A 24,067-nucleotide genomic window follows, 5' to 3' on the forward strand; every position below is an offset into this window, starting at 1 on the left:
CACCTGGTGCGCATCGCTGGACTCACTTCAGGAAGTCCGGGAAGTCCAGGGAGTCCTTACGGCCCGAGGAGTTCGTGGAGGACGGCGCGTCCGACTCGGCGGGCAGGTCCACGTCGAAGCCCGCGTCATCGGGGATGTCGTCGTCCTGGTTCTGCCGGGACGCGAACCCCGCGGTGGGTGCGCCGTAGGAGGAACCGCCGCGTTGAGGAGAGCGGCCCAGACCCGAGGGCCGGGACGCGTCCCCGCCGAAGGTCGCGCGGGTGTTCTCCGCCTGGCGCTGCGCGGGCGAGGAGTTGTTGGCGTTGGTCTCCTGCGAGACCGAGTCGAACCCGGCGGCGATGACCGTCACGCGGGCCTGGTCCCCAAGGGCGTCGTCGATCACGGCACCGAAGATGATGTTGGCCTCCGGGTGGGCGACCTCCTGCACGAGGCGCGCGGCCTCGTTGATCTCGAACAGACCGAGGTCTGAACCACCCTGGATGGACAGCAGTACACCGTGGGCACCGTCAATCGAGGCCTCGAGCAGCGGGGACGCGATCGCGAGCTCCGCGGCCTTCACGGCACGGTCCTCGCCCTGGGCGGAGCCGATGCCCATGAGCGCCGAACCGGCACCCTGCATCACGGACTTGACGTCCGCGAAGTCCAGGTTGATCAGGCCCGGGGTGGTGATCAGGTCAGTGATGCCGGAGACACCGGACAGCAGTACCTGGTCCGCGGACTTGAAGGCGTCCAGCATGGACACGTTGCGGTCCGAGATGGACAGCAGGCGGTCGTTGGGGATCACGATGAGCGTGTCCACCTCGTCCCGCAGGGTCTCGATGCCGTTCTCGGCCTGGTTGGACCGGCGCCGACCCTCGAAGGTGAATGGGCGGGTGACCACGCCGATGGTCAGCGCGCCGAGCGAGCGGGCGATGCGGGCCACGACGGGCGCGCCACCGGTACCGGTTCCGCCACCCTCGCCGGCGGTCACGAAGACCATGTCCGCGCCCTTGAGGACCTCCTGGATCTCCTCCTCGTGGTCCTCGGCGGCCTGGCGTCCCACGTCCGGGTTGGCGCCGGCGCCAAGACCGCGGGTCAGTTCGCGGCCAACGTCCAGCTTGACGTCCGCGTCCGACATCAACAGTGCCTGGGCGTCCGTGTTGATGGCAATGAACTCGACGCCACGCAGACCTTCTTCGATCATGCGGTTGACGGCGTTGACACCGCCGCCGCCGATGCCGACCACTTTGATGACGGCCAAGTAGTTCTGGGGGGTTGAGGAGTCCATATGCACCTAACTCGCGTGGGCTTGCGGGAACGTGGGATGTTCGGTTGAGGTAAAGTTTCAACCCTGAGGTGAAACTCCCGGGATATTGGCACCCGCGGGTGCAATATCCTGATCAGGGTAAGGATAACAACCCCGCTCTGTTCTCCGTATCATGCTCCCACGTGTTACCGGAGTTTGCCATACATCCCCTGGTCGCGCCCAACTTTAAAGTCTCAGGCATGGGTTAAGAAAATGCGCTGGATTCTCACCGGACCACGGGGTGCAACGGTGCGGAGACGTCGATGAGCGAGGCGTCCTTCGAGGCGTCCGAGTTCACCAGGGCGGCCACGACCTGCGACTTCAGTTCGCTCTCCCCCGCATCCCCCCATAGGACCTTCTTGCCGTCCTTGAGAGTGAGCTCCACGGCCGAGCCGGACGGGGCGTCGGCCGCGTCCAAACGGGACAGCACGTCCGCCGGCAGGGCGGCCAGGACCTCGGAGATGTCGGTGAACTTCTGGGTGCTCAACACGCCCCGGCCACCGGCCACGAGGGGCACGTCCGGGCGCTGGGCACGGGGCACGGTGCTGAGGGACTTGCCCTCGGAGTCCACGAGCACCAGGTCGGACCCGTCCTCGACCACGGCCACGCCCACGCGTTCGTGCAGGTGCACCGTGATGGTGTGCGGGGGCCGCAGCACCACGTCCACGGACTTCACCTGGGGGACGTCACCGACCGAGTCCATGATCTCCTGCTTGGAGATCCGGGGCATGGGGACTCCCTCGTACCCGGCCAGGGCCTGCTCCACCGTGCGGGGGTCCGTGAGGGTCGCACCCTGCACGTCGATCGTGCGGGTCGCGAACAACGGCGAGAAGAAGACCACGAGCGCCAGCGCCGCGAGCACCACGAGGCTCAGCAGTAGTGCGAGCAGACGGCGGCGCCGGGTGCGCCGGTGCTGGCTCGGCGGGAACGGCACGACGGTCGTGGAGTCGTCGTCGGCCTCGGCGGCGGTGTCCTCGGGCGCGTCCTCGGCGGCACGCGCCGCCCGGCGCTGGGCCCGCCACGTGGAGAACCGTCCCCCGGCGCTCGGCACGGCCTCGAGTTCGTCCGTGGCCACACGCGTGACCTTGGCACCGCCGTGCACGCGGACGGGGGTCTGTTCGCCCGGGGCGACGCCCATCGCGTCCTCGGGCGCGCTGCCGCGGCCGCGCGCGGACCTCGACCCACCCGAGGACGCACCGGGCGTGCGTCCCCGCGATCCCCGACCCACGACCGACGACCCCATTCCGGTGGGGCCCGACGTCGGGAACGGGAGGTCCGCGTCCCACGGGGTCGAGGCGTCCGTCCCGGTCCCCGAGGTGTCAGAGATGCCGGACGTGTCGGTGGTTCCGGACGGGTCGGCGGTCCCGGTGTCAGGCTCGGCACCGGACGGATCGACGGTGTCGCGCGCGGCGGCGTCGTCCGCGTCGAACGGAGCGCCGCCCACACGGGGCTGGTGCGGAGGGACGGAGCGTGCCATCAGCGCTGCGCCAACGCGGAGAGGATCCGCGGCCCGAGAGCGGTCACGTCACCGGCGCCGATCGTCATGATCACGTCCCCGGGACGCGCGCGGGCCACCACGGTCTCGATCGCCTCCTCGGCGCTCGGGGTGGAGACCACCCGGTCGTCGGAGGCGTGCCCGGTGATCGCGGCGCCGGTGATCCCCGGCTGGGGTTCCTCGCGCGCGCCGAAGACGTCCGTGACGCACGCGAGGTCTGCGATCTCGAGGGCGCGGCAGAACGCCTCCGCGAACTCCCGGGTGCGCGAGTACAGGTGGGGTTGGAACACGGCGAGCACGCGGTGACCCTGGGCGACGTCGCGCGCGGCCGTGAGCGCGGCGGCGACCTCCGTGGGGTGGTGAGCGTAGTCGTCGAAGACCCGCACCCCGCCGTCCTCGCCCTTGGGGTCGAAGCGCCGTGACGAACCGTGGAACGAGCCCAGGCCCTCGGCGAGCAGGTCCGGGTCCGCGCCCGCGGCGAGGCCCGCGGTGAACGCCGCCGCGGCGTCGGCCGCGTTGTGCGCTCCGGGAACGGCGAGCGTGAGCTCCACGGTGCGCCGGGCGCCGTCGCGGTCGAACGTGAGCGTGCAGGACGAGCCCGTGCCGTGCGGCGTGGCGTCCGGGACGACGACGTCCGCGGCCGGGTCCTGCCCGTACGTGAGCACGGCCTCCCCGCGGTCCCGACGACGCCGCGCGAGCCGGTCCGCGCCCGGATCGTCCGCGCACGCCACGAGGGTCCCACCGGGGCGGATGGTGTCGCAGAACGCCTCGAACGCGGCGTAGAACGCTTCCGCGCTGCCGTAGTGGTCCAGGTGGTCCGGTTCCACGTTGGTGATGATTGCGATCCGCGGGTGGTAGGTCAGGAAGGAGCCGTCCGACTCGTCGGCCTCAGCCACGAACCAGTCGCCGGAACCGAAGCCCGCATTGGCGCCGAGATCCGGGACGTGGGCGCCCACGGCCCAGGACGGGTTCATGCCGGCCGCCTGCAGGGCCACGGCAGCCATCGAACTCGTGGTCGTCTTCCCATGCGTCCCCGCGACCGCGATCACGTTCCTGCCGTGCATCGCCGCAGCGAGTGCCTGCGAGCGGTGCAGGATCCGCGCACCCGCGGCACGTGCGGCGGCCAGTTCCAGGTTCGTCTCCTTGATTGCCGTGGAGACGACCACCGTGGCGGCGTCGGCCACGTTGGCCGCGGACTGCCCCACGAACACCGTGGCTCCCAGCGCCTCGAGCTGCCGCAACCCGGCCGAGTCCTTCGCGTCCGAACCGCTCACCGCCACACCGCGCGCGAGCAGCAACCGCGCGACCGCGGACATGCCCGCCCCGCCCATGCCGATGAAGTGCACGCGGCCCAGGCCGTGGGGATCGAGGGGTTGCTGGGTGTTCACTGGTTCTCCTGGGGACGTGGGGGGGGAAGGTTTTCAGCGGCGGGCGTGGTCGAGGGTGAGCCGGGCCATCACCTGCGCGGCGTCGCGGACACCGTGGGCAGCGGAGGCCTGGGCCATGCGATCGAGCCGGGGAGCGTCGGTCACGAGCGGGACCACGGTCTCGCGGTAGAACGCGGCGGTGAACTCGGCGTCCCGCACGATCTCGGCACCACCCGCGGCTACGATGGAGCGGGCATTGAGTGCCTGCTCACCGTTACCGATGGGCAGGGGCACGAAAACGGCGGGCAGACCCACGGCGGCGACCTCGCACACCGTGGCCGCGCCTGCGCGGGCCACGAGCAGGTCCGCGGCCGCGTAGACCTTCTCCATCCCGTCCACGTACTCGGTCTGGACGTAGTTCGGCGCGCGCAGCAGCTCGCCGTCCGGGGTGCGCACTTCCTTGGCGCACCCCGTCACGTGCAGCAGCTGGTACCCGTGCCGCGCGACCTCCCCCGCAATCGCGGCCACGGTCCGGTTCAGGGACTGGGCACCGGAGGAACCACCCGTGACCACCACGGTGGGCAGGTCCGGGTCCAGCCCAAGCGCCGCGCGGGCCTGCGCGCGTTCCGCGGTCCGGTCCAGCGTGGCGATCTCACGCCGCATGGGCATGCCCACGGTGCGCGCACCACGCAGCGGGGTGTCCGGGAAGGCGGTCGCCACGACGGACGCGAACCGGGCGCCCACCCGGTTCGCCATCCCGGGCTTGGCGTTGGCCTCGTGGATCACCACGGGGATCCGACGCCTCGCGGCCGCGAGGTACACGGGCGTGCACACGTACCCGCCCACGCCCACGACCACCGTGGCCTGTTGCGCGTCCAAGATCCGGCCGGCCTGGCGCACCGCGGCGGACAGCCGACGCGGCAGGCGCGCGAGGTCCAGGGACGGCTTGCGGGGCAGGGGCACGCGGTCGATCAGTTCGAGGGGTACACCGGCCTGCGGGACGAGCCGCGTCTCCATGCCGGAGGCAGTGCCCACGGCGCACACCGTGGCGTCCGCGCGCAACTGCTGCACGGCGTCGGCGATGGCCAGCAGGGGGCTGATGTGCCCCGCGGTGCCGCCACCGGCGAGCACCACGCGGGCGGATCCGGCCCGCTTTTGCTGGTGGTCGATGTCGTGCGTGGTTGTCATTCTCGTCCCTTTCCGAACCGCTGGGTCACGCGCTGCGCCCACGACGTCCGGGGGCGTTCCGGTTGCGTGGCCAGCCCGCGCTCGTAGGCCTCCTGGTCGTCCAGGATCTGGGTGCCCGATGCCGCCCCGGACCGTCCGGGACCCACACGCACCGAGCGCGGGACCCGGGCGAAAGACATGACCACGCCCACGGCCGCCATGGTCATCAGCAGCGCGGATCCACCGTAGCTGATGAAGGGCAGCGGGATACCGATCACCGGGAGCAGGCCAGTGACCATGCCCAGGTTCACGAAGGCCTGGCCCACGAGCCACGTGGCCACGCACGCGGTGGTGATCCGCACGAACGTGCTGCGGGTGCGCAACAGGATCCGGGCCATGGCCACGACCATCACGATGAACAGCGCCAGGATGATCACGGTGCCCACGAGGCCGAGTTCCTCGCCGATGATCGAGAAGATGTAGTCGTTGTGGGCCTCGGGCACGTAGTTGTATTTGAGCCGGGACTGGCCGAGCCCCACGCCCCACCAGCCGCCAGTGGCCAGGGCGTTGAGTCCTTGCTGTGCCTGCCAGCACGCGTCCGTGGCGCCGCACTCCCCGAACAGCCACCCGGTGATCCGGTCCAGACGGTGCGGCGCAGTGATCACGAGGAACAACCCGCCCAGGACGAGGCCGGCCGCGCCCACGAGGAAGATCTTCAGGGGTGCGCGCGCGAACCACAGTGCCGCGGCGTAGATGAGGCAGAACACGATGGCCGTACCGGCGTCCCCGCCGGCCAGCGTGAGGAGGGTGGGGACCAGGAATCCCACGACGGAGGGCCACAGGGCCGGCTTCCAGTGCTGCGCGACCGCATCTCCCTGGCGCGCGAACATCGCCGCGAGCCAGATGCACAGCGCGAGCTTGGCGAACTCCGAGGGCTGGAACGACTGACCGCCCAGCACGAGCCAGTTGCGGTTGCCGTTGACCTCCCGCCCCAGGGGTGTGAACACGAGCAGGGACACGAGCACGCTGAGACCCCACAGCACCCACGCGATCCGCGTGTAGAAGTGGGGTGGCACCATGGACAGCGCGAACATCGCGATCAACCCCACGACCCCGAACAGCGCCTGGCGCGCGAACAGGGCGTACGCCGAGCGACTGTCGGAGATCGATTCCACCGCGGACGCGGAGAGCACCATCATCACGCCGATGCCGGTGAGCAACACCACGCACCCGGCCAAGGCGTAGTAGGAGTGGAAGAGCGGGCCGTCGGTGAGCTGGTGCCGCCAGCCGCGCATCCTGGTGCTCAGGGCGGTCGATCGGGTGCCCGGCTCCGCGGGCTCGGCTACCCGGGGACGTTCGGGGGTGCGGGTGGCCATCAGAACCCCAATTCTTCGAGCACGACATGCATGAACGCGTTGCCGCGGTCCGCGTAGTCGGCGAACTGGTCCATGGACGCGGCCGCCGGTGCCATCAGCACGGTGTCCTTGGGCTCGGCGTGTTCACGGGCCAACCGCACGGCCCGGCGCATCACGGCGTGCCCGTCCGTCGGGTCGATGCCGGAGTCGTCCGGTGCGGTGCCGCCCTGGCCCGGGGTCGCCGCGAGGACGGGCACGTCCGGGGCCAGGCGGGAGAGCGCGTCCAGCAGGGCGGCGTCGTCCGTGCCGATCACGACGACCGCGCGCAGCCGGCCTGCGTTGCGCTCCACGAGGGTGTCGTACGTGACGCCCTTGGAGAGCCCGCCGGCGATCCAGACCACGGAGTCGAACGCGGACAGGGACGCCTGCGCGGCGTGTGGGTTGGTGGCCTTGGAGTCGTTGATCCAGCGCACCCCGTCCGATTCGGCCACGAGCTGGATCCTGTGTTCACCGGGGCGGTGGGCGCGCAGTCCGTCCCGCACGGCCTCGGGGCTCACCCCGGCGGCGCGCGCGAGCGCCGCGGCGGCGAGCGCGTTGGCCACGATGTGGCGCGTGGGGATGGAGCCGGTGTCCTCGATCGATCCGATCTCGGCGGCGGTCGTGATGCGCTCTGCGACGAACGCGCGGTCCACGAGCAGGTCGTCCACCACGCCCACCATGGACAGCCCCGGGGTCTGCGTGGTGAAGCCCACCGCGCGGCAGCCCTCGAGCACGTCCGCTTCCTCCACGAGTTCCTCCGCGCCGTCCTGTTCGGCGTTGTACACGCACGCGACCCGCGTGTTCTCGTACACACGGGACTTGTCCGCGCGGTAGTTCTCGAAATTGCCGTGCCAGTCCACGTGGTCCTGGGCCACGTTGAGCACCACGGAGGCCAGGGGCGAGACGGAGTGCGTCCAGTGCAGTTGGAAGCTGGACAATTCCACAGCCAGGACGTCGTACTCCACAGGATCGCGCAGTGCGTCCAGGATGGGCGTGCCCACGTTGCCCACGGCCACGGCCTTGAGCCCGGCGGCCTGCAGGATGGAGGCGGTCATGCCCACGGTCGTCGTCTTGCCGTTCGTGCCCGTGATGCAAACCCATTCGGGGGTCTTGCGCCCCGCGCGGCGGTTCACGCGCCACGCGAGTTCCACGTCACCCCAGATCTGGATGCCCTCCTCGCGCGCCGCGGCGAGCAGCGGGTGGGTGGGCGGGAAGCCCGGGGACGTGATCACGACGTCCGGGCGGGCCCCGGCCACGTCCGGGACGCTCGTCATGGCGTCCGGCCCCAGGACGACGTCGCTCGCGCCCACGATCTTCAGGGTGTCCGCGCTCTGCCGATTGCGTTCGGTGTCCCGGGAGTCCAGGACGGTGACGAGCGCACCGAGTTCGATCAGGGTGTCCGCCGCGGCGAAACCCGAGACCCCGATCCCGGCGACCACGGCGCGCAGACCGGACCAGGGCGCGTCCCAGCTGGTCAGCTCCGCGAGGCGGGGGTTGTCCAGGACGGGGTTGTCGTTGCTCGCGTGCATCATGTCTGGTCTGTGCCTCATCCTCGTGTCGGTCGTGGGTGGTCTCGCGGGTGACCGGCGCGCTCCGCCGCCCGAGAGCGGGGTGCGCGCCGCGCGGTCAGTGCAGCGCTTCCGCGCCGGGGAACGCGCCGCCGTTGTGCAGCAACCAGTCACCGTAGAACACACCGAGCGCGGCGGCCACGAACAGACCGGCGATGATCCAGAATCGGACCACGATCGTGACCTCCTGCCAGCCCTTGAGCTCGAAGTGGTGTTGCAACGGGGCCATCTTGAAGATGCGTTTGCCGTGGGAGAGCTTGAAGTAGCCCACCTGCAGGATCACGGACAGGGTGATGATCACGAACAGGCCGGCGATCAGGATCAGCAGCAGTTCGGTGCGGGAGAGCACCGCGAACGCCGCGAGCGCGCCGCCCAGGCCGAGCGAGCCCGTGTCCCCCATGAAGATCTTCGCCGGGGACGTGTTCCACCACAGGAACCCGATGAGCGCACCCACCAGGGCCGCGGCCACGATCGAGAGGTCCATGGGATCCCGAACCTCGTAGCACGCCGCCTGTGCCACGTTCTCGCACAGGTGCCCGGCCTGCCACAGTGTGATGAGCATGTACCCGCTGAACACCAGGATGGACGCGCCCGTGGCGAGCCCGTCCAGACCGTCCGTGAGGTTCACGGCGTTGGTGGTTCCGGTGGCGATCAGATTCACCCAGATCACGAATAGGATGGCCCCCGCGATCGGCCCGGCGAATGCGAGGTCCACGCCGGTGTCCCGGGTCCAGGAGATCGCCGTGGAGGCCGGGGTGTGACCGGCCTCGTCCGGGAAGAACAGCACGAGCAGCGCGAACGCGATCCCGATGGCCCCCTGCAGGGCCATCTTCCCGGCAGCGGTCAACCCGAGGTTCTGTTTCTTGGAGATCTTCTTGAAGTCGTCCAGGAACCCCACCAGCCCCATGCCGAGCATCAGGCCGAGCGCCAGGACGCCCGAGAGGGTGATCCCACCGTTCTCAGGCCACGCGATCACGCTGATCAGGTGGGTCACCAGATAGGCGGCCACGACTGAGAGCAGGATGGCCACGCCACCCATGGTGGGGGTGCCGCGCTTGGTCTGGTGAGACGTGGGTCCGTCGTCCCGGATGTACTGACCGTACCCGCGCCGGGCGAGCACCCGGATCAGGGCGGGCGTACCGAAGATCGAGAACACGAGGCCGAGCCCCGCTGCCACGAGCAATTGGATCACGGGCTCAACCCTCCTGGTGGTTCGTGTCGGTGGTGGCCTGGGCCACCCGGTCCCCCAGGTGCTGCAACCCCGCGGCGTTGGACGCCTTGAACAACACGATGTCCCCCGGGCGCAGCGTGTCACTCAGGTACTGCTCGGCGTGCTCGGTGTCCGGGACCCAGGCCGCTTCCTCGCCCCACGAGCCCTCCAGGGTCGCAGCGGTGTAGACCGGCCGGGCGACCTCCCCCACGGCCACGACATGCGAGACGTTCAACCGCACGAGCAACTGCCCGAGTTCCGCGTGGGCGGTGATGGACTCGTCACCGAGTTCAAACATGCCACCCAGCACGGCGATCGTGCGCCGCGCGGGGTGCTCCTCGTCCCCGCGGCCCAATTGGGCGAGCGTCTGCAGGGCGGCCCGCATGGACTGCGGGTTAGCGTTGTAGGCGTCGTTGATCACGGTCACGCCGTCCGGGCGCTCCGTGCGTTCCATCCGCCACCGCGAGCGGGGGCCGCGGCCCGTCAGACCCGCTGCGATCTCGGCCGCGGGGACCCCGGCGCCGAAGGCCACGGCGGCCGCGGCCAGCAGGTTGGTCACATGGTGCGCACCGATCAGCTGTGAGTGCACCGGGTGGGCGGAGCCGTCCGGGAAGTGCAGCGTGAAGGCGGGGCACCCGTCGGTACCGACGGTCACGTCCTCGGCCCACACGCGCGGGTCCTCGTGGGCCGGGTCGTGGGCGTCGGGCCCCTGCCCGAAGGAGATGATGCGCGCGTCGGTGCGCTCGCGCATGGCACGCACGCGGGCGTCGTCGTCGTTGAGCACCGCGGTGCCGTGCGCGGAGAGGCCCTCGACCATCTCGCCCTTGGCGCGCGCGATGTTCTCCACGCCACCGAACTCGCCCGCGTGGGCCGAACCCACGCACAGTACGGCGCCCACGTCCGGGCGGACGGTGTCGCACAGGTAGCGGATGTTGCCGATGTGCGTGGCGCCCATCTCGATCACGAAGTACTCGGTGTCCTCGGTGGCCGTGAACACCGTGAGCGGGACACCCACCTCGCCGTTGTACGAGTTGCGCGGCGCGACCGTGGGGCCCTGCGCGGCGAAGATCCCGTGCAGCAGGTCCTTGGTGGTCGTCTTGCCCACCGAACCCGTCACGGCCACCACGGTGACCGGGTGCGCGGCACGCAACTGCTCGAGCACGTGGCTCGCGAGCGCGCCCATCGCAAGCACCACGTCCGCCACGACGACGCACGGGTACGGAGCCCCCGCGTCGTCGGTCACCACGCGTTCGGTCAGGTGCAGCACCGCGCCGGAGTCCGCGGCGGCCGGCACGAAGCGGTGCCCGTCCGTGGTCTCGCCCGGCTTGGCGACGAACAACGCGCCGTCCGTGACTTCCCGGGAATCGGTCGTGACGGAGGTGACGGTCACGGACTCGGGGTCCGGGACCCCCGCGAGCTCACCGTTCACGGCCCGCGCGAGCTGCGCGGCGGAAATGGCAATCATTGCTGCTCCTTCGTGTCCGCGTGCAACGCCGCCAGGGCGTCCCGCAGCTCTTCGCGGTCGTCCAGGTGCACGACCACGCCGTTGAAATCCATGGCGGTCTCGTGACCGCGGCCCGCCACGATGATGGCGTCGTCCGGGTGGGCCATGCGCACTGCAGTGCGGATCGCGGTCGCGCGCGGTTCGATGACCAGCACGTCCGTGGCGCGAGCATGGTTCGCGACGGCCTCACGAGCGCCCTGCGCGACCTGCTCCCGGATGGGAGCGGGTTCCTCGGCGTGGGGATCGTCGTCCGTGATGATCACGACGTCCGCCTCCTCCGCCGCGACCCGGCCCATGATGGGGCGCTTGGTGGTGTCGCGCTCGCCGGTGGCGCCGAAGACCACGATCACGCGACCGTGCCCGTCCTCGGGGGTCACGGCGCGCAGCGAGCGCGCGAGCGCGTCCGGGTTGTGCGCGAAGTCCACGAGGGACGTGGGCCGCGTGCCCACAAGTTCCATGCGTCCGGGCACGCCCGCGCTCAGGGGGTCGTGCTCGTCCAGGACGCGTTGCAGGGTGTCCAGTGCCACGCCGGAGTCCAGGACCATGAGCACGGCCAGCGCCGCGTTGGCCACGTTGAACTCACCGGGCAGTCCCGTGTGCATGTCCAGCGCGCGCCCGTCCGTGTGCTGCAGCGTGAACGCGTGACCGATGCCCCGGCGGGTCAGCGAGCGCAGGGTCCAGTCCGCGGCGTCCGCCCCGCCGGTCCCGACGGGGGCGGTGCCTTCCGCACCGCTCGCGTCCTGACGCGTTCCGTCCGAGCCGCGCAGGGCAACGGTCGTGACGTTCTCCGCACCCAGGTTCTCGCGGGCCCGCTGCGCCATCGCGGCGCTCCACGGGTCCCCGTCCCCCAGCACGACGACGCCGCGGCTCGTGCGCTCGCGCGTGAACAACTGCGCCTTGGCCTCGAAATACTCGGCCATGGACCCGTGCAGGTCCAGGTGGTCCTGGGTGAGATTGGTGAACCCAGCGACGTCGTAGTGCACCCCGTCCACCCGGTGGAACTCGAGGGCGTGGGACGAGACCTCCATGGCGGTGGCGGTGATCCCGCGTTCACGGGTCAGGGCCAGCAGGGAATGCACGTGCGGAGCCTCTGGCGTGGTCATGCGTGACGGGATGGGTGTGTCCCCCGCGAGGATCTCGATGGTGCCGATCAACCCGGTCATGTGGCCCAGGGCGCGCAGGATCGAGGTGATGAAGTAGGTCGTGGTGGTCTTGCCGTTGGTGCCGGTCACCGCGAAGAGCTCCTGGCCGGTGCCGTCCGCCGGTTGGGAATCATAGACCGCGCGGGCCACCGGACCCACCCATGAACGGGGTTCAGGGCTCACGAGCACCGGCAGGCCTACGCCCGCCTCGACCACGGACCGCGCGCCGTCCGGATCGGTGAGGATCGCCACGGCACCGGACGCGGCGGCGTCGGCGGCGAATCGCGCCCCGTGCACCTTGGCGCCGGGCAGCGCGGCGTAAAGATCACCCGGCTGCACCTCCCGCGAGTTCAGGACCACTCCCGTGACGGGAACGGTGGTCCCCGTGGGGGCGGGGACCACCCGCGCGCCCGTGAGCCGCGCGAGCTCCTCGAGCGAGTGGGCCACGGGCCGGGACGGACGCAGACTCTGCGCGTCGGTCCCTTCTTGGGCAGATGCCACCATAGAAATCCTCTTCGAACCTGTCTGTGGACGTACCCCGTCCACCCGGGCCGGTGTCTCACCGGTCGTTGCTGCCGCCATGTGCTTCTGTGTGGGAAGTTTAGTCCTGGGACTCGTCCCTCCCCGGCTGCGGCCACGTTTGCTCGAGCGCGTTCGTGGGTGTCACGTCCCGGTCCACGTTCTGCGGCACCTGCATGTCGAACGTGGGCCCCGTGGTGGTGGAGGGCGCCACGTTGAAGTGGTGCAGCACCTGGGACATGATCGTGGAGAACGCGCTCGTCACGCCCAGGGTGCGCACGTCCCCCTGGGGGCGCTGCATGGTGACCGCCACGAGGTACTGAGGGTCCTCCATGGGGGCCACACCCACGAAGGACGTGGTGTAGCCCTCGTACCCGCCGCCCTCGCTCGGCGCCTCGGCCGTACCCGTCTTACCACCCACGCGGTATCCCGGCACGGCCGCTTCCTTGGCGCCGCCCTGCGTGACCACGTTCTCCATGATGTCCAGCGTCTGCTGCGCGGCGGACTCGGAGAGCACCTGTTTGGGTTCAGGACGTTCGGGGTGCGTGACCGTCCCGTCCGGCGCGGTCACGGAGTCCACGAGACGCGGTTCGATCTGACGGCCCTTGTTCGCGACCGCCTGGAAGATCGACGCCGTGCGCAACGGGGTCTGGGACACGCCCTGACCGAACAACACCGTGTACTCCTGACGCGGGTCCCACTGATCCGCGGGCGCCAGGATGCCCGTGGACTCCCCCGGCAGTTCGATACCCGTGGCGGAACCCACCCCGAAGTTCGCGAGGTTGTCGTGGCGGGCCTGCTTGTCCATCTTGGAACCCATGATCACGGTGCCCGTGTTCATGGAGTCCGCGATGATCCCCGCGACCGTGCGGTTCTGGGTGCCGTGGTCGAACGCGTCGGTGATCTTCTCGGAACCGATCTGCAGGTACGGCGGGACCGTGATCTCCGTGGTGGGGGACACGATCCCCCGGTCCAGGGCGCCGGCCACCGTGGCGATCTTCTCCGTGGAACCGGGCTCCACGGCCTGGGACACGGCGCGCGAACCGAGGTCGGCGGCGTCGGCCTTGCCCGGGACGTTGGGGTCCACCGAGGAGGTGTCCGCGAGCGCCAGGACCTTGCCGGTCTTGACGTCCATGACCACGGCCGTGCCCCATTCGGCCTTGAGCTGCTTGGCCCGTTCGCGCACGGCCTGCTCCGCGAAGAACTGGACGTCGCTGTCGAGCGAGAGCTTGACGTTCGAACCGTCCTCGGCGGCCTTCTGTTCCTGCGGGGCCACGGGGATGCGCACGCCGTCGCCGGAGATCTCGAAGCGGCGCTCGCCGTCGGTGCCGCGCAACAGGGAGTCCTGGGTCTGTTCGATCCCGCCGAGGGCCTGGTTGTCCCCGCCCAGGAACCCGACCACGGATCCGCCCAGGGAACCGTCCGGATAGCTGCGCTGGAACGTGGGCTGGCCGTAGATGTACGGCAGGTTCAACTCCCGCAGGGCGTTGTACTGCTCGGGGGTTACGCCCCGCGCTACGTAGTTGAAGCTCTTGTCCCCGTCCAGCGCGGCCTTCACGTCCGTGTCCTTCATGCCCAGGGCGTCCGCGATCTTGTACACGGCCTGCGTGGGGGTCACGGTCTCGGTGGAACCGTCCTTGTGGGGCACGGTCACGGCAGCGACGGCGCTCTGGTCCACGGTGATGTCGTAGCGCTGCAGTGTGCGGGCCAGCACCGTGCCACGGCTGTCGGTGATCTCCCCGCGCACCGCGGGGATGGACTCCACGAGCGTGCGCTGGGCGGCCGCGGCCTCGGCCCGGCCCCCGGGGTCCAGCCCCTGGACCCAGAACAGGCGGCCCACCACGAGAAGCAACAGGACCAGCAGGAAGGCGATGCCCACGTGCATGCGCGAATAGGGCCGGAACACTCGGTTCTTGCGCGCTGACGATGCTGACACGGTCTTCCTCGATTCCTGGACTTCAGCGTGGTGGGGCCACCTCCGACGGGTTCTACACCCGGTCCGCGGCGCGGACCGGCGCGTTCACTGGCCAGGCGCGCGCTGCGACGGCGCGGGGATGGAGCCCCCGTTGAGATCCCGGGACTCGTCGGCCTTCTGGGCCGCTTTACGCTGGGCGGTCTTCTTGTCCGCTTCTTCCTTGGCGCGCTTCTCTGCGCGTTCCTCGGCGGCGATCCGGTTCGCCTCCGCGGCGTCGGAACCCTTCATCTGCGCGGGCGGCACGAGGATGTTCTGCGCGTCCGTCTTCTCCGCGGGGGCGCTCGGGGCCGTGACGGCACCCGTGCCGAGCTGGATGCTCCCCACATCCTTGGCCGGGACCATGCCCAGGTCGTTGGCGCGGGCGGCCAGGTTCTGCGGCGCGGAATTGGCCTCGATATCCTGCGTGAGCGCCTCGTTCTCCTGGGAGAGAGCGCGCTGCTGACCCGTGAGCTCGGTCAACTGGTACTGCCCCTGGGTGATCTGGATGTTGAGCACCAGGATGCCCACGAGAGCTGCGGCCAGGGCGAGGGTGCACATGACCACGGTGGAGACCCGGCTGCGGCGGGCCGCGCGGCGCGGCACCACGGAGAGCGGCCTACGCCCGTCCGCCCCCCGGCCCGAGGGGTCACCCGACGACGGGTGCGAGGCCGACGTCGCACTGCTCATCGCGCACTCCCTGGTCTCGTGGTCTCCCGGAGCCGCTCGACGGCACGCAACCTGGCCGAGGCGGCCCGGGGGTTGTCCCGGACCTCCTGCTCGCCGGCGCGTTCCGCCCCGCGGGTGAGAACCTTCAGCGTGGGCTGGTGTTCCGGCAGTTCCACGGGAAAACCTCTGGGGGCCGTGGAACGTGCACCGCGAGTGAACTCCTGCTTGACAATTCTGTCCTCCAGGGAGTGGTAACTCATGGCGAGGACACGCCCTCCCACCCTGACAGTTTCCACGGCGGCGGGCACGGCACGCTCCAGGACGTCGAGTTCCTCGTTGACCTCGATCCGCAACGCCTGGAAGGTCTGTTTGGCCGGGTGGCCCTTCTTGTGCTGGGCCGCGGCGGGGACCGCGGAGCGGACCACGTCCACGAGCTGGGCGGTCGTGCGCAGCGGGGCCTCGGTACGGGCGGCGACGATGGCGCGCGCGATCCGCGGCGCGAAGCGGTCTTCGCCCCAGCGGTAGATGATGTCCTTGAGCTGGGCCTCCGAGTACTCGTTGACCACGGTGTACGCGGACAGTTCCGCCCGGGAGTTCATGCGCATGTCCAGGGGGGCGTCGAACGAGTACGCGAAGCCGCGCTCGCGTTCGTCCAGCTGCAGTGAGGACACCCCGAGGTCGAACAGGATGCCGTCCACCCGGTCCACACCGGCGGCTGCGGCGGCCTGATCGATGTGGTCGTACGTGGTGTGGATGCCCGTGAACCGCTCCCCGAAGTGCGCAAGGCGTTCCCCGGCGAGTTCGAGGGCCTGGGGGTCCCGGTCGATCCCGACCACGCGCAACCCCGGGAAGCGTTCGAGCATGGCGTGGGTGTGCCCGCCCATGCCCAGGGTCGCGTCCACGACCACGGGGTGTTCGGTGTCCAACGCCGGCGCGAGCAGGTCCAGACTGTGCTCCAGCATCACGGGGATGTGTCGTTGCTCGGCGGGGGCGTGGTCCATGCCGGGCTCCTGGTCTGTCGCGGATCGTGCGGGTACTACGGGTCGCAGGTCTCGGTGCGCACGGCACCGATGTCCTCCGGGGGCATCCTACGGTGCGCCCGGACACCAGATCCCCATCCGCCGCTCGCCCCTCGAATCCGGCCTGACTCGGGGGAAGTCGAGTCAGGACGGTGACGTGGGCGGCTGGAGATCTCATGTCCGGGGACGGCACCGGCGGGGGTCCGCGCGGTGGTCCTCGGGTGATCAGAACAGCCCGGGTATGACCTCGTCCTCCGTGGCGGAGAAAGCCGCTTCCTTCTCCGCCAGGTACTGCTGCCACGAGGCCGCATCCCAGATCTCGGCGCGGCTGCCCGCCCCGATCACCGCCAGTTCCCGGTCCAGGCCCGCGTACGAGCGCAGGGACGCCGGAATGGTGATGCGACCTTGCTTGTCCGGGACCTCGTCCGATGCCCCGGAGAGAAAAACGCGGATGTAATCCCTGGCCTGCTTGGACGACAACGGGGCCGCCCGCATCTGTTCGTGGACCCTGGCGAACTCCTGCGCGCTGAACACGTACAGGCAGCGTTCCTGCCCTCGGGTCAGCACGAGTCCGTCCGCCAGTTCGGCCCGGAACTTGGCCGGGAGAATCAGCCTGGCCTTGTCGTCCAAACGCGGTTCGTATGTTCCGAGAAACACAGCCACCGCCTTCGAACCAGGGTCAGCCCAACCCTCGCTTCTCTACCACCCTCCACTTTACTCCACTGCCCTCCCCCGTCAACGCGGATCCCCTCCACGGCACGCCACGACGGCGCTGCCCCGGGGCGTCGTCGACACACCTTTCCCGGCGTGGTCTGCGGGCACGCCGGAGACGATGGGTCCGGACATGAAAGAACTCCCCGGCGCGGTGCCGGGGAGTTCTCGGAAGTTTTACGGGCTGGACGGCCTGCGGGAAGGCTCAGCGCTAACCCTGATTGCGTTTGTCCCACTTCTCCTCGAGGTTCTGGAGGAAAGTGGAGGACTTGCGTGGACCGGAGGGACCGCGGCCGAACGGCCCGCCATGGGACGGCCCGCTCCCGGGGCCTCCGGGATTGGCCGCGCCCTTGTCCGGGGTGGCCCGGCCCCGCACGGTGGCCACGTACGCGCCGGCGGCCATCACGATGAAGCCCAACACGCCCACGATGATCAGGTGCATGGCGACCCCGGCGAGCAGGACGCCCAGGCCAACCACTGCGATCACGACCCCCAGCACGACGTTGCGCATGGACCCGCGCCCCCGAACCGCTTCGGTGTGCATGGTCGACGCGAAGCGGGGGTCGTCGTCGTGCAACTGCTTCTCGAGCTGGGCGAGAAGCTGTTGTTCGTGCTCGGAGAGAGGCACGATTCCTCCTGTGGTGTTGAGGGAGCGAGGCGGGGGCGGTACGGCTGCCTTCCTCACGTACCGTCCAGAATATCCCGTGCGGGACGGATTGGCATCGTCGCTTCCATGAGTTTGGCTGGGCGCACAATTCCGGGGCCGAATCGGTGGTGCACGCGGTCCATGGCTTCCTCCGCGGCACCCCATTCCTCCTCCCGTCCGTCCAGGCTCAACTGGAACGCGCGATCGGCCCCGGTGAGCTTCTCCGCCCTGATGCCCACGAGCCGCACGGCCTGCGCTCGCGGGCCCAGACCGTCCAGTAGAGCGCACGCTTCGGTGTAGAGATCGTGGGCCGCGGTGACGGGGTGACTCAGCGTCCTGGAGCGGGTGATGGTCGAAAAATCGGCGTAGCGCAGCTTGAGTCCCACGCGCCCGGCGCGCAGTCCGTGCCTGCGCAACCGGACCGCGGTGTCGTGGGCCAGGCCCAGCAGCACACGTTTCAGAGCCGCACTGTCGGCGACGTCGCGCTGGAACGTCCGTTCGGCCCCGATGCTCTTCTCCTCGCGCGCGGGCGTCACGGGACGGGGGTCGTGGCCGGTGGCCAATTGTTTCAAATGTGTCCCGGAAGCGGTGCCCACGAGCGCGTGCAACCGGGGCAACGGCGTGGCGGCGATGTCCCCGACCGTGGACAGCCCGGCGGACTGCAGGATCTCGGAGGTGCGCTTGCCCACCCCCCACAACTTGCCCACCGGCAGCTGTGCCAGGAACGCGAGGGTGTGCTCGGGCGTCACCACGAGCAGCCCGTCCGGCTTGCAGTAGGCGGAGGCGATCTTGGCGACCGTCTTGTTCTCCGCGACCCCCACGGAGGCGGTGAGTCCCGTGCGTTCGTGGATCACGCGCCGCAGGGTCCGGGCGATCTCGACGGGCGGTCCGCTGCGCCGGATCGCCCCGGACACGTCCACGAACGCCTCGTCCACGCTCAGCTGCTCCACGCGGTCCGTGACCGAGCGGAAGATGTCCATCACGATCCGTGAGTAATGGGTGTACGCCTCGCGATGCGGTTCGAGCACCACCGCGGAGGGGCAGCGAGCGCGGGCCTGGGACACGGGCATCGCGGAGTTCACGCCGTACCGGCGGGCCTCGTAGGACGCGGAGAGCACCACCGAGCGCGGACCGGAACCGGCCACGATCACGGGGCGGCCGCGGTACTGGGGGGCGTTGAGCAGTTCCACGCCCACGTAGAACATGTCCATGTCCACGTGCAGGATGGCGCAGCGCCGGTACTCGGCCAGTTGCTGCGGACTCGGCCCGCCCATGGCGCCTCCTTCCACGACCCTCCGGCATCGGGAACCCATCGCCACGCGGGACCCGTCCGGATCGAGACCCGTTGATGACGGACATGCCACTCGCGCGGGATCTGGTTCGTCTTTCGTAAGCCTAGGAAGGGGCTCCGACACGCACACGGGCCACGGCGCCACGAACTTGTCCGGCCCCGGGCCGCTCGACGGGGCGGCACCGATACGCATCCGCGGCGCCGCGTCCGGTTAGGCTGGTCGGGCGCCCGCGGGGCGGCCCGGCGTCGTGGAGCCCGTGCCCGTGACGCCCGCCGCGACCCGCGGTACCGCGCAGCGCGGCCGACAGCATCCCCTCGATCAAAGGTGCCCTGGCATGACCCTTTCCGACGCGTCCGTCACCGCGACGCAACAGGACCGTGACTTCTCCGCGCTCCTGGACGAGCGGATCACCGAGTTCTTCGCGCGGGAACGCGAACGGGTCACCGGGATCTCCCCGCACGCGACCGTGCTCGTGGACGCGATCGAGGACCTCACGCGCGGCGGCAAGCGCCTGCGCGCACGGCTGTGCTACTGGGGCTGGCGCGCGGCGGGCGGGGCCGTGGTGGACGACGTCGCCGTGGCCGCCGCGTCGTCCCTGGAACTTTTCCAGACCGCGGCGCTGATCCACGACGACATCCTGGACCGCTCGGACACGCGCCGCGGCAAGCCCAGTGTGCACCGCGTTTTCGAGGCTCTGCACCGCGACGCCGGGTGGTTCGCGGACGCCGCCCACTTCGGAGTCAGCGCGGCCGTCCTCACCGGGGACATGAGCCTGTCCTTCGCGGAACAACTCTTCGCCGACGCCACCGCGCGCGTCGCCAGGGACGCGGCAGCGACCGCACGGGAGATCTTCTCCACGATGCGCACCGAGGTCATGGCCGGGCAGTACCTGGACATCCACGCGGAGGTCGCTCCCGCCGTGGGCGACCCCGAGAAACAACTCGAGCGTGCCATGACCGTGCTGCGCTACAAGTCCGCCAAGTACTCGGTGGAGCACCCCGTGGAGATCGGCGCGGCACTCGCCGGCGCGGACCGCGCGTTCCTCGCGGACTGCTCCGCGTTCGCGCTGCCGGTCGGCGAGGCTTTCCAATTGCGCGATGACGTCCTGGGGGTCTTCGGCGACCCGGAGACCACGGGCAAGCCCGCCGGGGACGACATCCGCGAGGGCAAGCGCACCGCGCTGATCGCACTGTGCGCGGCATCGAGTTCGGCCGAGGACATCGCGTGGCTCGAATCGGTGCTCGGCCGCGCGGAACTCACCGAGCAGGAAGTGCACCGCGCGCGGGACCTCATGCGAGTCAGCGGCGCCCACGCGCGCTCGGAGGAACTCATCGCGTCCCTCGTGCGCACCGCGGACACGCAGCTGGCGCGCTTGCGCACCGATGACGTCGCCCGGGCCGGACTGCAGGCGCTCGCCGACGCCGCCGTGCGCCGCGCCAAGTAGGCCGACTCAGCGGGCGGGTGTCACCAGCCCAGGGCCTGTGCCCTGCGGCGCACCTCGGTCTTCTGGCCACGGCGCAGCGCGTCGATGGGCCGCCCGGGCAGGGACTCGTCCTCGGTGAACAGCCAGCGGATCGCCTGGGCGTCCGTGTAGGCGGCATCCCGCAGGACGGCCACGGTCCCCTTGAGGGAGTCCACGGGGCGGTCGCCGTCCATGAATTCGGCGGGGACCACACGCACGCGGTCTTCGGGTCGGCGCACCTCGAGCAGGGCGCCGTCGTCCACGAGCCGGTGCACCCGGGTGATCTGGATGTCCATGGCCTCGGCGATGTCGGGAAGGTAGGTCCACTCACCCACCAACGAGTCGAGTTCGGCGAATTCCTGGGCGGAGAGATCGGTTGAGTAGTTCACGAACCCTACTGTGCCACGGCGCACCGACCGGCTCACACACCGGTCGCGACCGGGGGTCGGGTAATCTGGGGGCACCGTGCTGTACCGGAGGGTGCCGCCGGATCTTCCCCCGCTCCCCCGTCCAGAGGTAGGAATCGCGAACATGCCGGTTGACCCGCCCCACGACCGCCGGTCCCCCCGTTCCACATGGTCCCGCCGCGCCGCGCAGGGCTCCGCCGCCGCGCTGGCCGCCCTCACCGCCCTGGGCACCGTGGGTTCCGCGCACGCCGCGCCGGCGCCCGCCCCGAACGTCCACGTGGCGCATCATGCCCAGTCCACGCACGTGACCGTGGCCCCCGGGGACTCCCTGTGGTCCCTGGCGACCGCCCACGGGGTGCGAGTCCAAGACCTGATGAGCGTCAACAAGCTCCCGGCCCACGGCATGATCCGCCCCGGCCAGCGGCTCGTGATCCCGGGATCGGACCGCGCTCCCGCCTCCTCCTCCGCGGCCGCATCGCGCGCCGACGACGCAGACCCGGCCGGCTCCGACCGCGGCGGCTCCCGGCGCCACACCGTGGCCGCCGGTGACACCCTGTGGGACCTCGCGCAGCGCTACGGCGTGAGCGTGGCCGAGCTCATGCGGGCCAACGGGGTCTCCGCTGCCTCCGTGTTGCGCCCGGGCCAGGGACTCACGATCCCGGGCGGGGCGGCGGGACCCGCCCGAGCGGCGTCGTCGTCCGAACCCGCCGCGACGGTGCGTGACGCTGGCACGGCCGCGGCCCCGAAGCACAAGGCCGCCGTGGGTGACACGTTCGCGGGCCGCACGTACCCCCGCGAGGTCGTGGAGTCCGCGAACCGACACCACGCCCAGTTGCAGCAGCGCCAACTGCCGGCCCCGGAGCAGATCCGTGAGATGGTGCGAGCGACCGCCCAGGAGTTGGGGGTGGACCCGGCGCTCGCGCTCGCCCACGCCTCGCAGGAATCCGGGTTCCGCCACGGGGTGGTCTCCCCCGCGGACGCCGTGGGCACCATGCAAGTGATCCCGTCCGCCGGTGAGTGGGCGTCCGCGATGGTGGGTCGGGACCTGGACCTGCTGGACCCCCAGGACAACATCACCGCGGGGGTCGCGCTGATCCGGGAGCTGCAGGCCAAGGCCCCCAACAAGGCCGCGGGGATCGGCGCCTACTATCAGGGACTGCACGGCGTGAAGACGTACGGTATGTACCCCGACACCAAGGCGTACGTGAAAGCCGTGAGCGCACAGGAACGAGAATTTGCCCAGTAGCAGCATGAACGACCACCGCGTGGGATCCCTGCTGGAGGGCCGGTACCAGGTCCGCCGCCTGATCGCCCGCGGCGGTACGGCCACGGTCTACGAGGGGCTCGACGAACGGCTCGAACGTCCCGTGGCCCTGAAGATCATGCACCCCCACGTCGCGGACGACCCGTCCTTCCTGGCCAGGGCACGGCGTGAGGCCAAGTCCGCCGCGCGCCTGCACCACCCCAACGTGGTGGCCGTCCTGGACCAGGGTCACACCGCGGATGGCGTGCTCTACCTGGTCCTGGAATACGTGGACGGGCCCACTCTGCGCGACGTCGTGGCCCATGAGGCGCCCATGACACCGCGCCGCACGCTCGACCTGCTGATCCCCGTGCTGCGCGGCCTCACCCAGGCGCACCGGATCGGCCTGGTCCACCGGGACGTGAAGCCCGAGAACGTCCTTCTGACCCGGGGCGGGCAGGTCAAGGTTGCCGACTTCGGACTGACTCGCGCCGTGGACGAGCACACCACGAGCACCACGGTCATGGGCACGGTGGGCTACGCCGCCCCCGAACTCGTGGGGGACGGCCCCGTGGACCAGCGCAGCGACGTCTACGCCGTGGGGATCATGGCGTACGAGATGCTCACGGGCTCACGCCCGTACACCGGTACCGCCCTGCAGGTCGCGACCGCCCACGTGAGCCGGGACGTCCCCGCCCCCAGTGGGCTCGCGCAGGGCGTCCCCGCCGCGCTCGACGAGTTCGTGCTGCGCGCGACGTCCCGCGACGCTGCCCAGCGCCCCGCCGACGCCGCGGCGCTGCTGGACCTCGCGCTGGCCATCCGACGCTCGCTGCCCGAGCAGATCGACCCGCCCTCACTGCGGGACACGGACACGGTCGTCCTGGGAGGCGGGTCCCACGCCTCGACGGCTGCGGCGGCGGTCGCCGGAGGGGCACTGGCCGGCGCTGCGGGAGCGTCCGCCGCTGCCGGCGCGGCCACCGTTCCCACCGCGGGAGGCGACGCCGCCGAGGCGCCGACGCAGGCACTCGGCGGAGTACCCACGGAGGCCCTCGGCGATGCGGGAGCGGATCCCACCGGGGAGAACGCCACCACCCCGCTCGGTAGTCAGCACACGCATGGAATGGGCCGTCCCGGCGAGCGCGGGGCCGGTGCGCCGATCCTGCCCGCCTTCGAGCCCGATGCGACCGGGACCATCGCCATGACCCAGGTGGGCTCCACCGCCCACCGCTCCCGCGACACACCCCGGGTCCGGCTGAACCCCCAGCCCCTTGCCCTGCACCTGGCCGTGGGCGCCGTGGTCTTCGCGCTGCTGCTCTCGGTGGCCGGATTCCTGGGCTGGTGGCTCGGCTCGGCCCCCGGGACGGCGTCCGCGACCGTCCCTGCCGTCGCAGGTCAGGACACCGCAACCGCGGAACGCGCCCTCAACAGCGCGGGCATCTCCAACGTGGGCGTGCGCTCGACCACGAGCCCCGAGGTCCCGCAGGGCATCGTGATCGCCACGGATCCCGGGGCCTCCACCACCGTGCGCGGTATCGAGCAGGTCAACCTGGTGGTCTCCGAGGGTCCTGCCCGCGTGAGCGTTCCCACCGTGGTCGGTTCAGCGGGCGACGACGCCCGGGCCGCGATCACCGGCGCCGGGCTGCGCGTGGGCGAGATCTCGCGGGAGTACTCCGCGCAGGCCGTGGACACCGTGCTCGGGCAGTCCCCCGCTGCGGGGACGAGCGTGGACGAGGGCACGACCGTGGCCCTGACCCTCGCCGCGGACACCCCGCAGGGTGCACCGCCCAACGTGGTGGGCCAGGACGCGGACTCCGCCCGGCAGAGCCTCGAGGAGCAGGGGTACACGGTGGAGATCAACTCACCCATTGGTTCCCACCTCAACCGGGTCGTGCGCCAGCGTGAGGACGGGAACACGGTGATCCTCACCGTGTTGTGACGGTCGTGCGGACACGACCGCATGAGTGGCGACCGTGCTGTCACGACCACGCCGTGACACCCGCGCCCCGAAGGCGATGA

General features: G+C 70.6%; 19 protein-coding genes. 3 read left to right on the top strand and 16 right to left on the bottom strand.

The window, feature by feature from the left end:
- Positions 1-22 precede the first annotated feature (22 nt).
- The 15 genes from ftsZ to dinB form a co-directional block, all read right to left on the bottom strand.
- Complete coding sequence (ftsZ, locus tag RF650_RS09125; protein WP_368814722.1) at positions 23-1,267, bottom strand: cell division protein FtsZ; 1,245 nt, start codon at positions 1,265-1,267, stop codon at positions 23-25.
- Between the two features lie 244 nt (positions 1,268-1,511).
- Complete coding sequence (locus RF650_RS09130) at positions 1,512-2,729, bottom strand: cell division protein FtsQ/DivIB (RefSeq protein ID WP_368814723.1); 1,218 nt, start codon at positions 2,727-2,729, stop codon at positions 1,512-1,514.
- A gap of 32 nt (positions 2,730-2,761) precedes the next feature.
- The gene (murC, locus tag RF650_RS09135) at positions 2,762-4,168 is read right to left on the bottom strand and encodes a UDP-N-acetylmuramate--L-alanine ligase (protein ID WP_368814724.1); all 1,407 of its coding nucleotides are present in this window, start codon (positions 4,166-4,168) and stop codon (positions 2,762-2,764) included.
- 33 nt (positions 4,169-4,201) lie between these two features.
- Positions 4,202-5,335 carry an undecaprenyldiphospho-muramoylpentapeptide beta-N-acetylglucosaminyltransferase gene (murG, locus tag RF650_RS09140; RefSeq protein WP_368814725.1) on the bottom strand — a complete coding sequence of 378 codons (1,134 nt, stop codon included), beginning with the start codon at positions 5,333-5,335 and terminating at the stop codon, positions 4,202-4,204.
- Positions 5,332-6,690 carry a putative lipid II flippase FtsW gene (gene ftsW / locus RF650_RS09145; RefSeq protein WP_368814726.1) on the bottom strand — a complete coding sequence of 453 codons (1,359 nt, stop codon included), beginning with the start codon at positions 6,688-6,690 and terminating at the stop codon, positions 5,332-5,334. Before ftsW ends, murG begins: the two co-directional genes overlap by 4 nt.
- The gene (gene murD, locus RF650_RS09150) at positions 6,690-8,240 is read right to left on the bottom strand and encodes a UDP-N-acetylmuramoyl-L-alanine--D-glutamate ligase (protein ID WP_368814727.1); all 1,551 of its coding nucleotides are present in this window, start codon (positions 8,238-8,240) and stop codon (positions 6,690-6,692) included. Before murD ends, ftsW begins: the two co-directional genes overlap by 1 nt.
- A 94-nt stretch (positions 8,241-8,334) precedes the next feature.
- A complete protein-coding gene (gene mraY, locus RF650_RS09155) occupies positions 8,335-9,468 on the bottom strand; it encodes a phospho-N-acetylmuramoyl-pentapeptide-transferase (protein ID WP_368814728.1) in 1,134 nt (377 codons plus the stop codon).
- Positions 9,469-9,472: 4 nt separating this feature from the next.
- Positions 9,473-10,951: a UDP-N-acetylmuramoyl-tripeptide--D-alanyl-D-alanine ligase gene (murF, locus tag RF650_RS09160; RefSeq protein ID WP_368814729.1), complete on the bottom strand. Its 1,479-nt coding sequence runs from the start codon at positions 10,949-10,951 to the stop codon at positions 9,473-9,475.
- Entirely contained in the window at positions 10,948-12,636 is a 1,689-nt protein-coding gene (locus tag RF650_RS09165) for a UDP-N-acetylmuramoyl-L-alanyl-D-glutamate--2,6-diaminopimelate ligase (RefSeq protein WP_368814730.1), read from the bottom strand. The genes murF and RF650_RS09165 overlap by 4 nt, the downstream gene beginning before the upstream one ends.
- 97 nt (positions 12,637-12,733) lie before the next feature.
- Positions 12,734-14,587, bottom strand: coding sequence for a peptidoglycan D,D-transpeptidase FtsI family protein (locus RF650_RS09170; protein WP_368814731.1), 1,854 nt, complete (start codon positions 14,585-14,587; stop codon positions 12,734-12,736).
- Between the two features lie 84 nt (positions 14,588-14,671).
- Positions 14,672-15,292: a hypothetical protein gene (locus tag RF650_RS09175; RefSeq protein ID WP_131333099.1), complete on the bottom strand. Its 621-nt coding sequence runs from the start codon at positions 15,290-15,292 to the stop codon at positions 14,672-14,674.
- A complete protein-coding gene (rsmH, locus tag RF650_RS09180; protein ID WP_368814732.1) occupies positions 15,289-16,272 on the bottom strand; it encodes a 16S rRNA (cytosine(1402)-N(4))-methyltransferase RsmH in 984 nt (327 codons plus the stop codon). The genes RF650_RS09175 and rsmH overlap by 4 nt, the downstream gene beginning before the upstream one ends.
- Positions 16,273-16,515: 243 nt before the next feature.
- Entirely contained in the window at positions 16,516-16,947 is a 432-nt protein-coding gene (gene mraZ, locus RF650_RS09185; RefSeq protein ID WP_035961210.1) for a division/cell wall cluster transcriptional repressor MraZ, read from the bottom strand.
- A gap of 265 nt (positions 16,948-17,212) precedes the next feature.
- Positions 17,213-17,629, bottom strand: a complete 417-nt coding sequence (locus tag RF650_RS09190; RefSeq protein ID WP_193519394.1) for a DUF3040 domain-containing protein — start codon at positions 17,627-17,629, stop codon at positions 17,213-17,215.
- 53 nt (positions 17,630-17,682) lie between these two features.
- Complete coding sequence (gene dinB / locus RF650_RS09195; RefSeq protein ID WP_368814733.1) at positions 17,683-18,921, bottom strand: DNA polymerase IV; 1,239 nt, start codon at positions 18,919-18,921, stop codon at positions 17,683-17,685.
- A gap of 352 nt (positions 18,922-19,273) precedes the next feature.
- Between dinB and RF650_RS09200 the strand changes: the two genes are divergently transcribed.
- On the top strand, positions 19,274-20,383 hold the full coding sequence (locus RF650_RS09200) for a polyprenyl synthetase family protein (protein WP_368814734.1): 1,110 nt from the start codon (positions 19,274-19,276) through the stop codon (positions 20,381-20,383).
- A 20-nt stretch (positions 20,384-20,403) separates the two neighbouring features.
- Here RF650_RS09200 and RF650_RS09205 read toward each other — a convergent pair whose 3' ends face one another.
- Positions 20,404-20,790, bottom strand: a complete 387-nt coding sequence (locus RF650_RS09205) for an Rv2175c family DNA-binding protein (protein ID WP_131333104.1) — start codon at positions 20,788-20,790, stop codon at positions 20,404-20,406.
- A gap of 142 nt (positions 20,791-20,932) precedes the next feature.
- Between RF650_RS09205 and RF650_RS09210 the strand changes: the two genes are divergently transcribed.
- Together RF650_RS09210 and RF650_RS09215 are read left to right on the top strand one after the other, a co-directional pair.
- Positions 20,933-22,054 (top strand): LysM peptidoglycan-binding domain-containing protein, encoded by a 1,122-nt coding sequence (locus RF650_RS09210; protein ID WP_131333105.1) that lies wholly within the window; start codon positions 20,933-20,935, stop codon positions 22,052-22,054.
- Positions 22,055-22,058: 4 nt separating this feature from the next.
- Positions 22,059-23,987, top strand: coding sequence for a protein kinase (locus RF650_RS09215; RefSeq protein ID WP_368814735.1), 1,929 nt, complete (start codon positions 22,059-22,061; stop codon positions 23,985-23,987).
- Positions 23,988-24,067 lie beyond the last annotated feature (80 nt).

This window comes from Kocuria sp. CPCC 205297 (assembly GCF_040981035.1).
In the GTDB taxonomy this organism is placed as follows: domain Bacteria; phylum Actinomycetota; class Actinomycetes; order Actinomycetales; family Micrococcaceae; genus Kocuria; species Kocuria marina.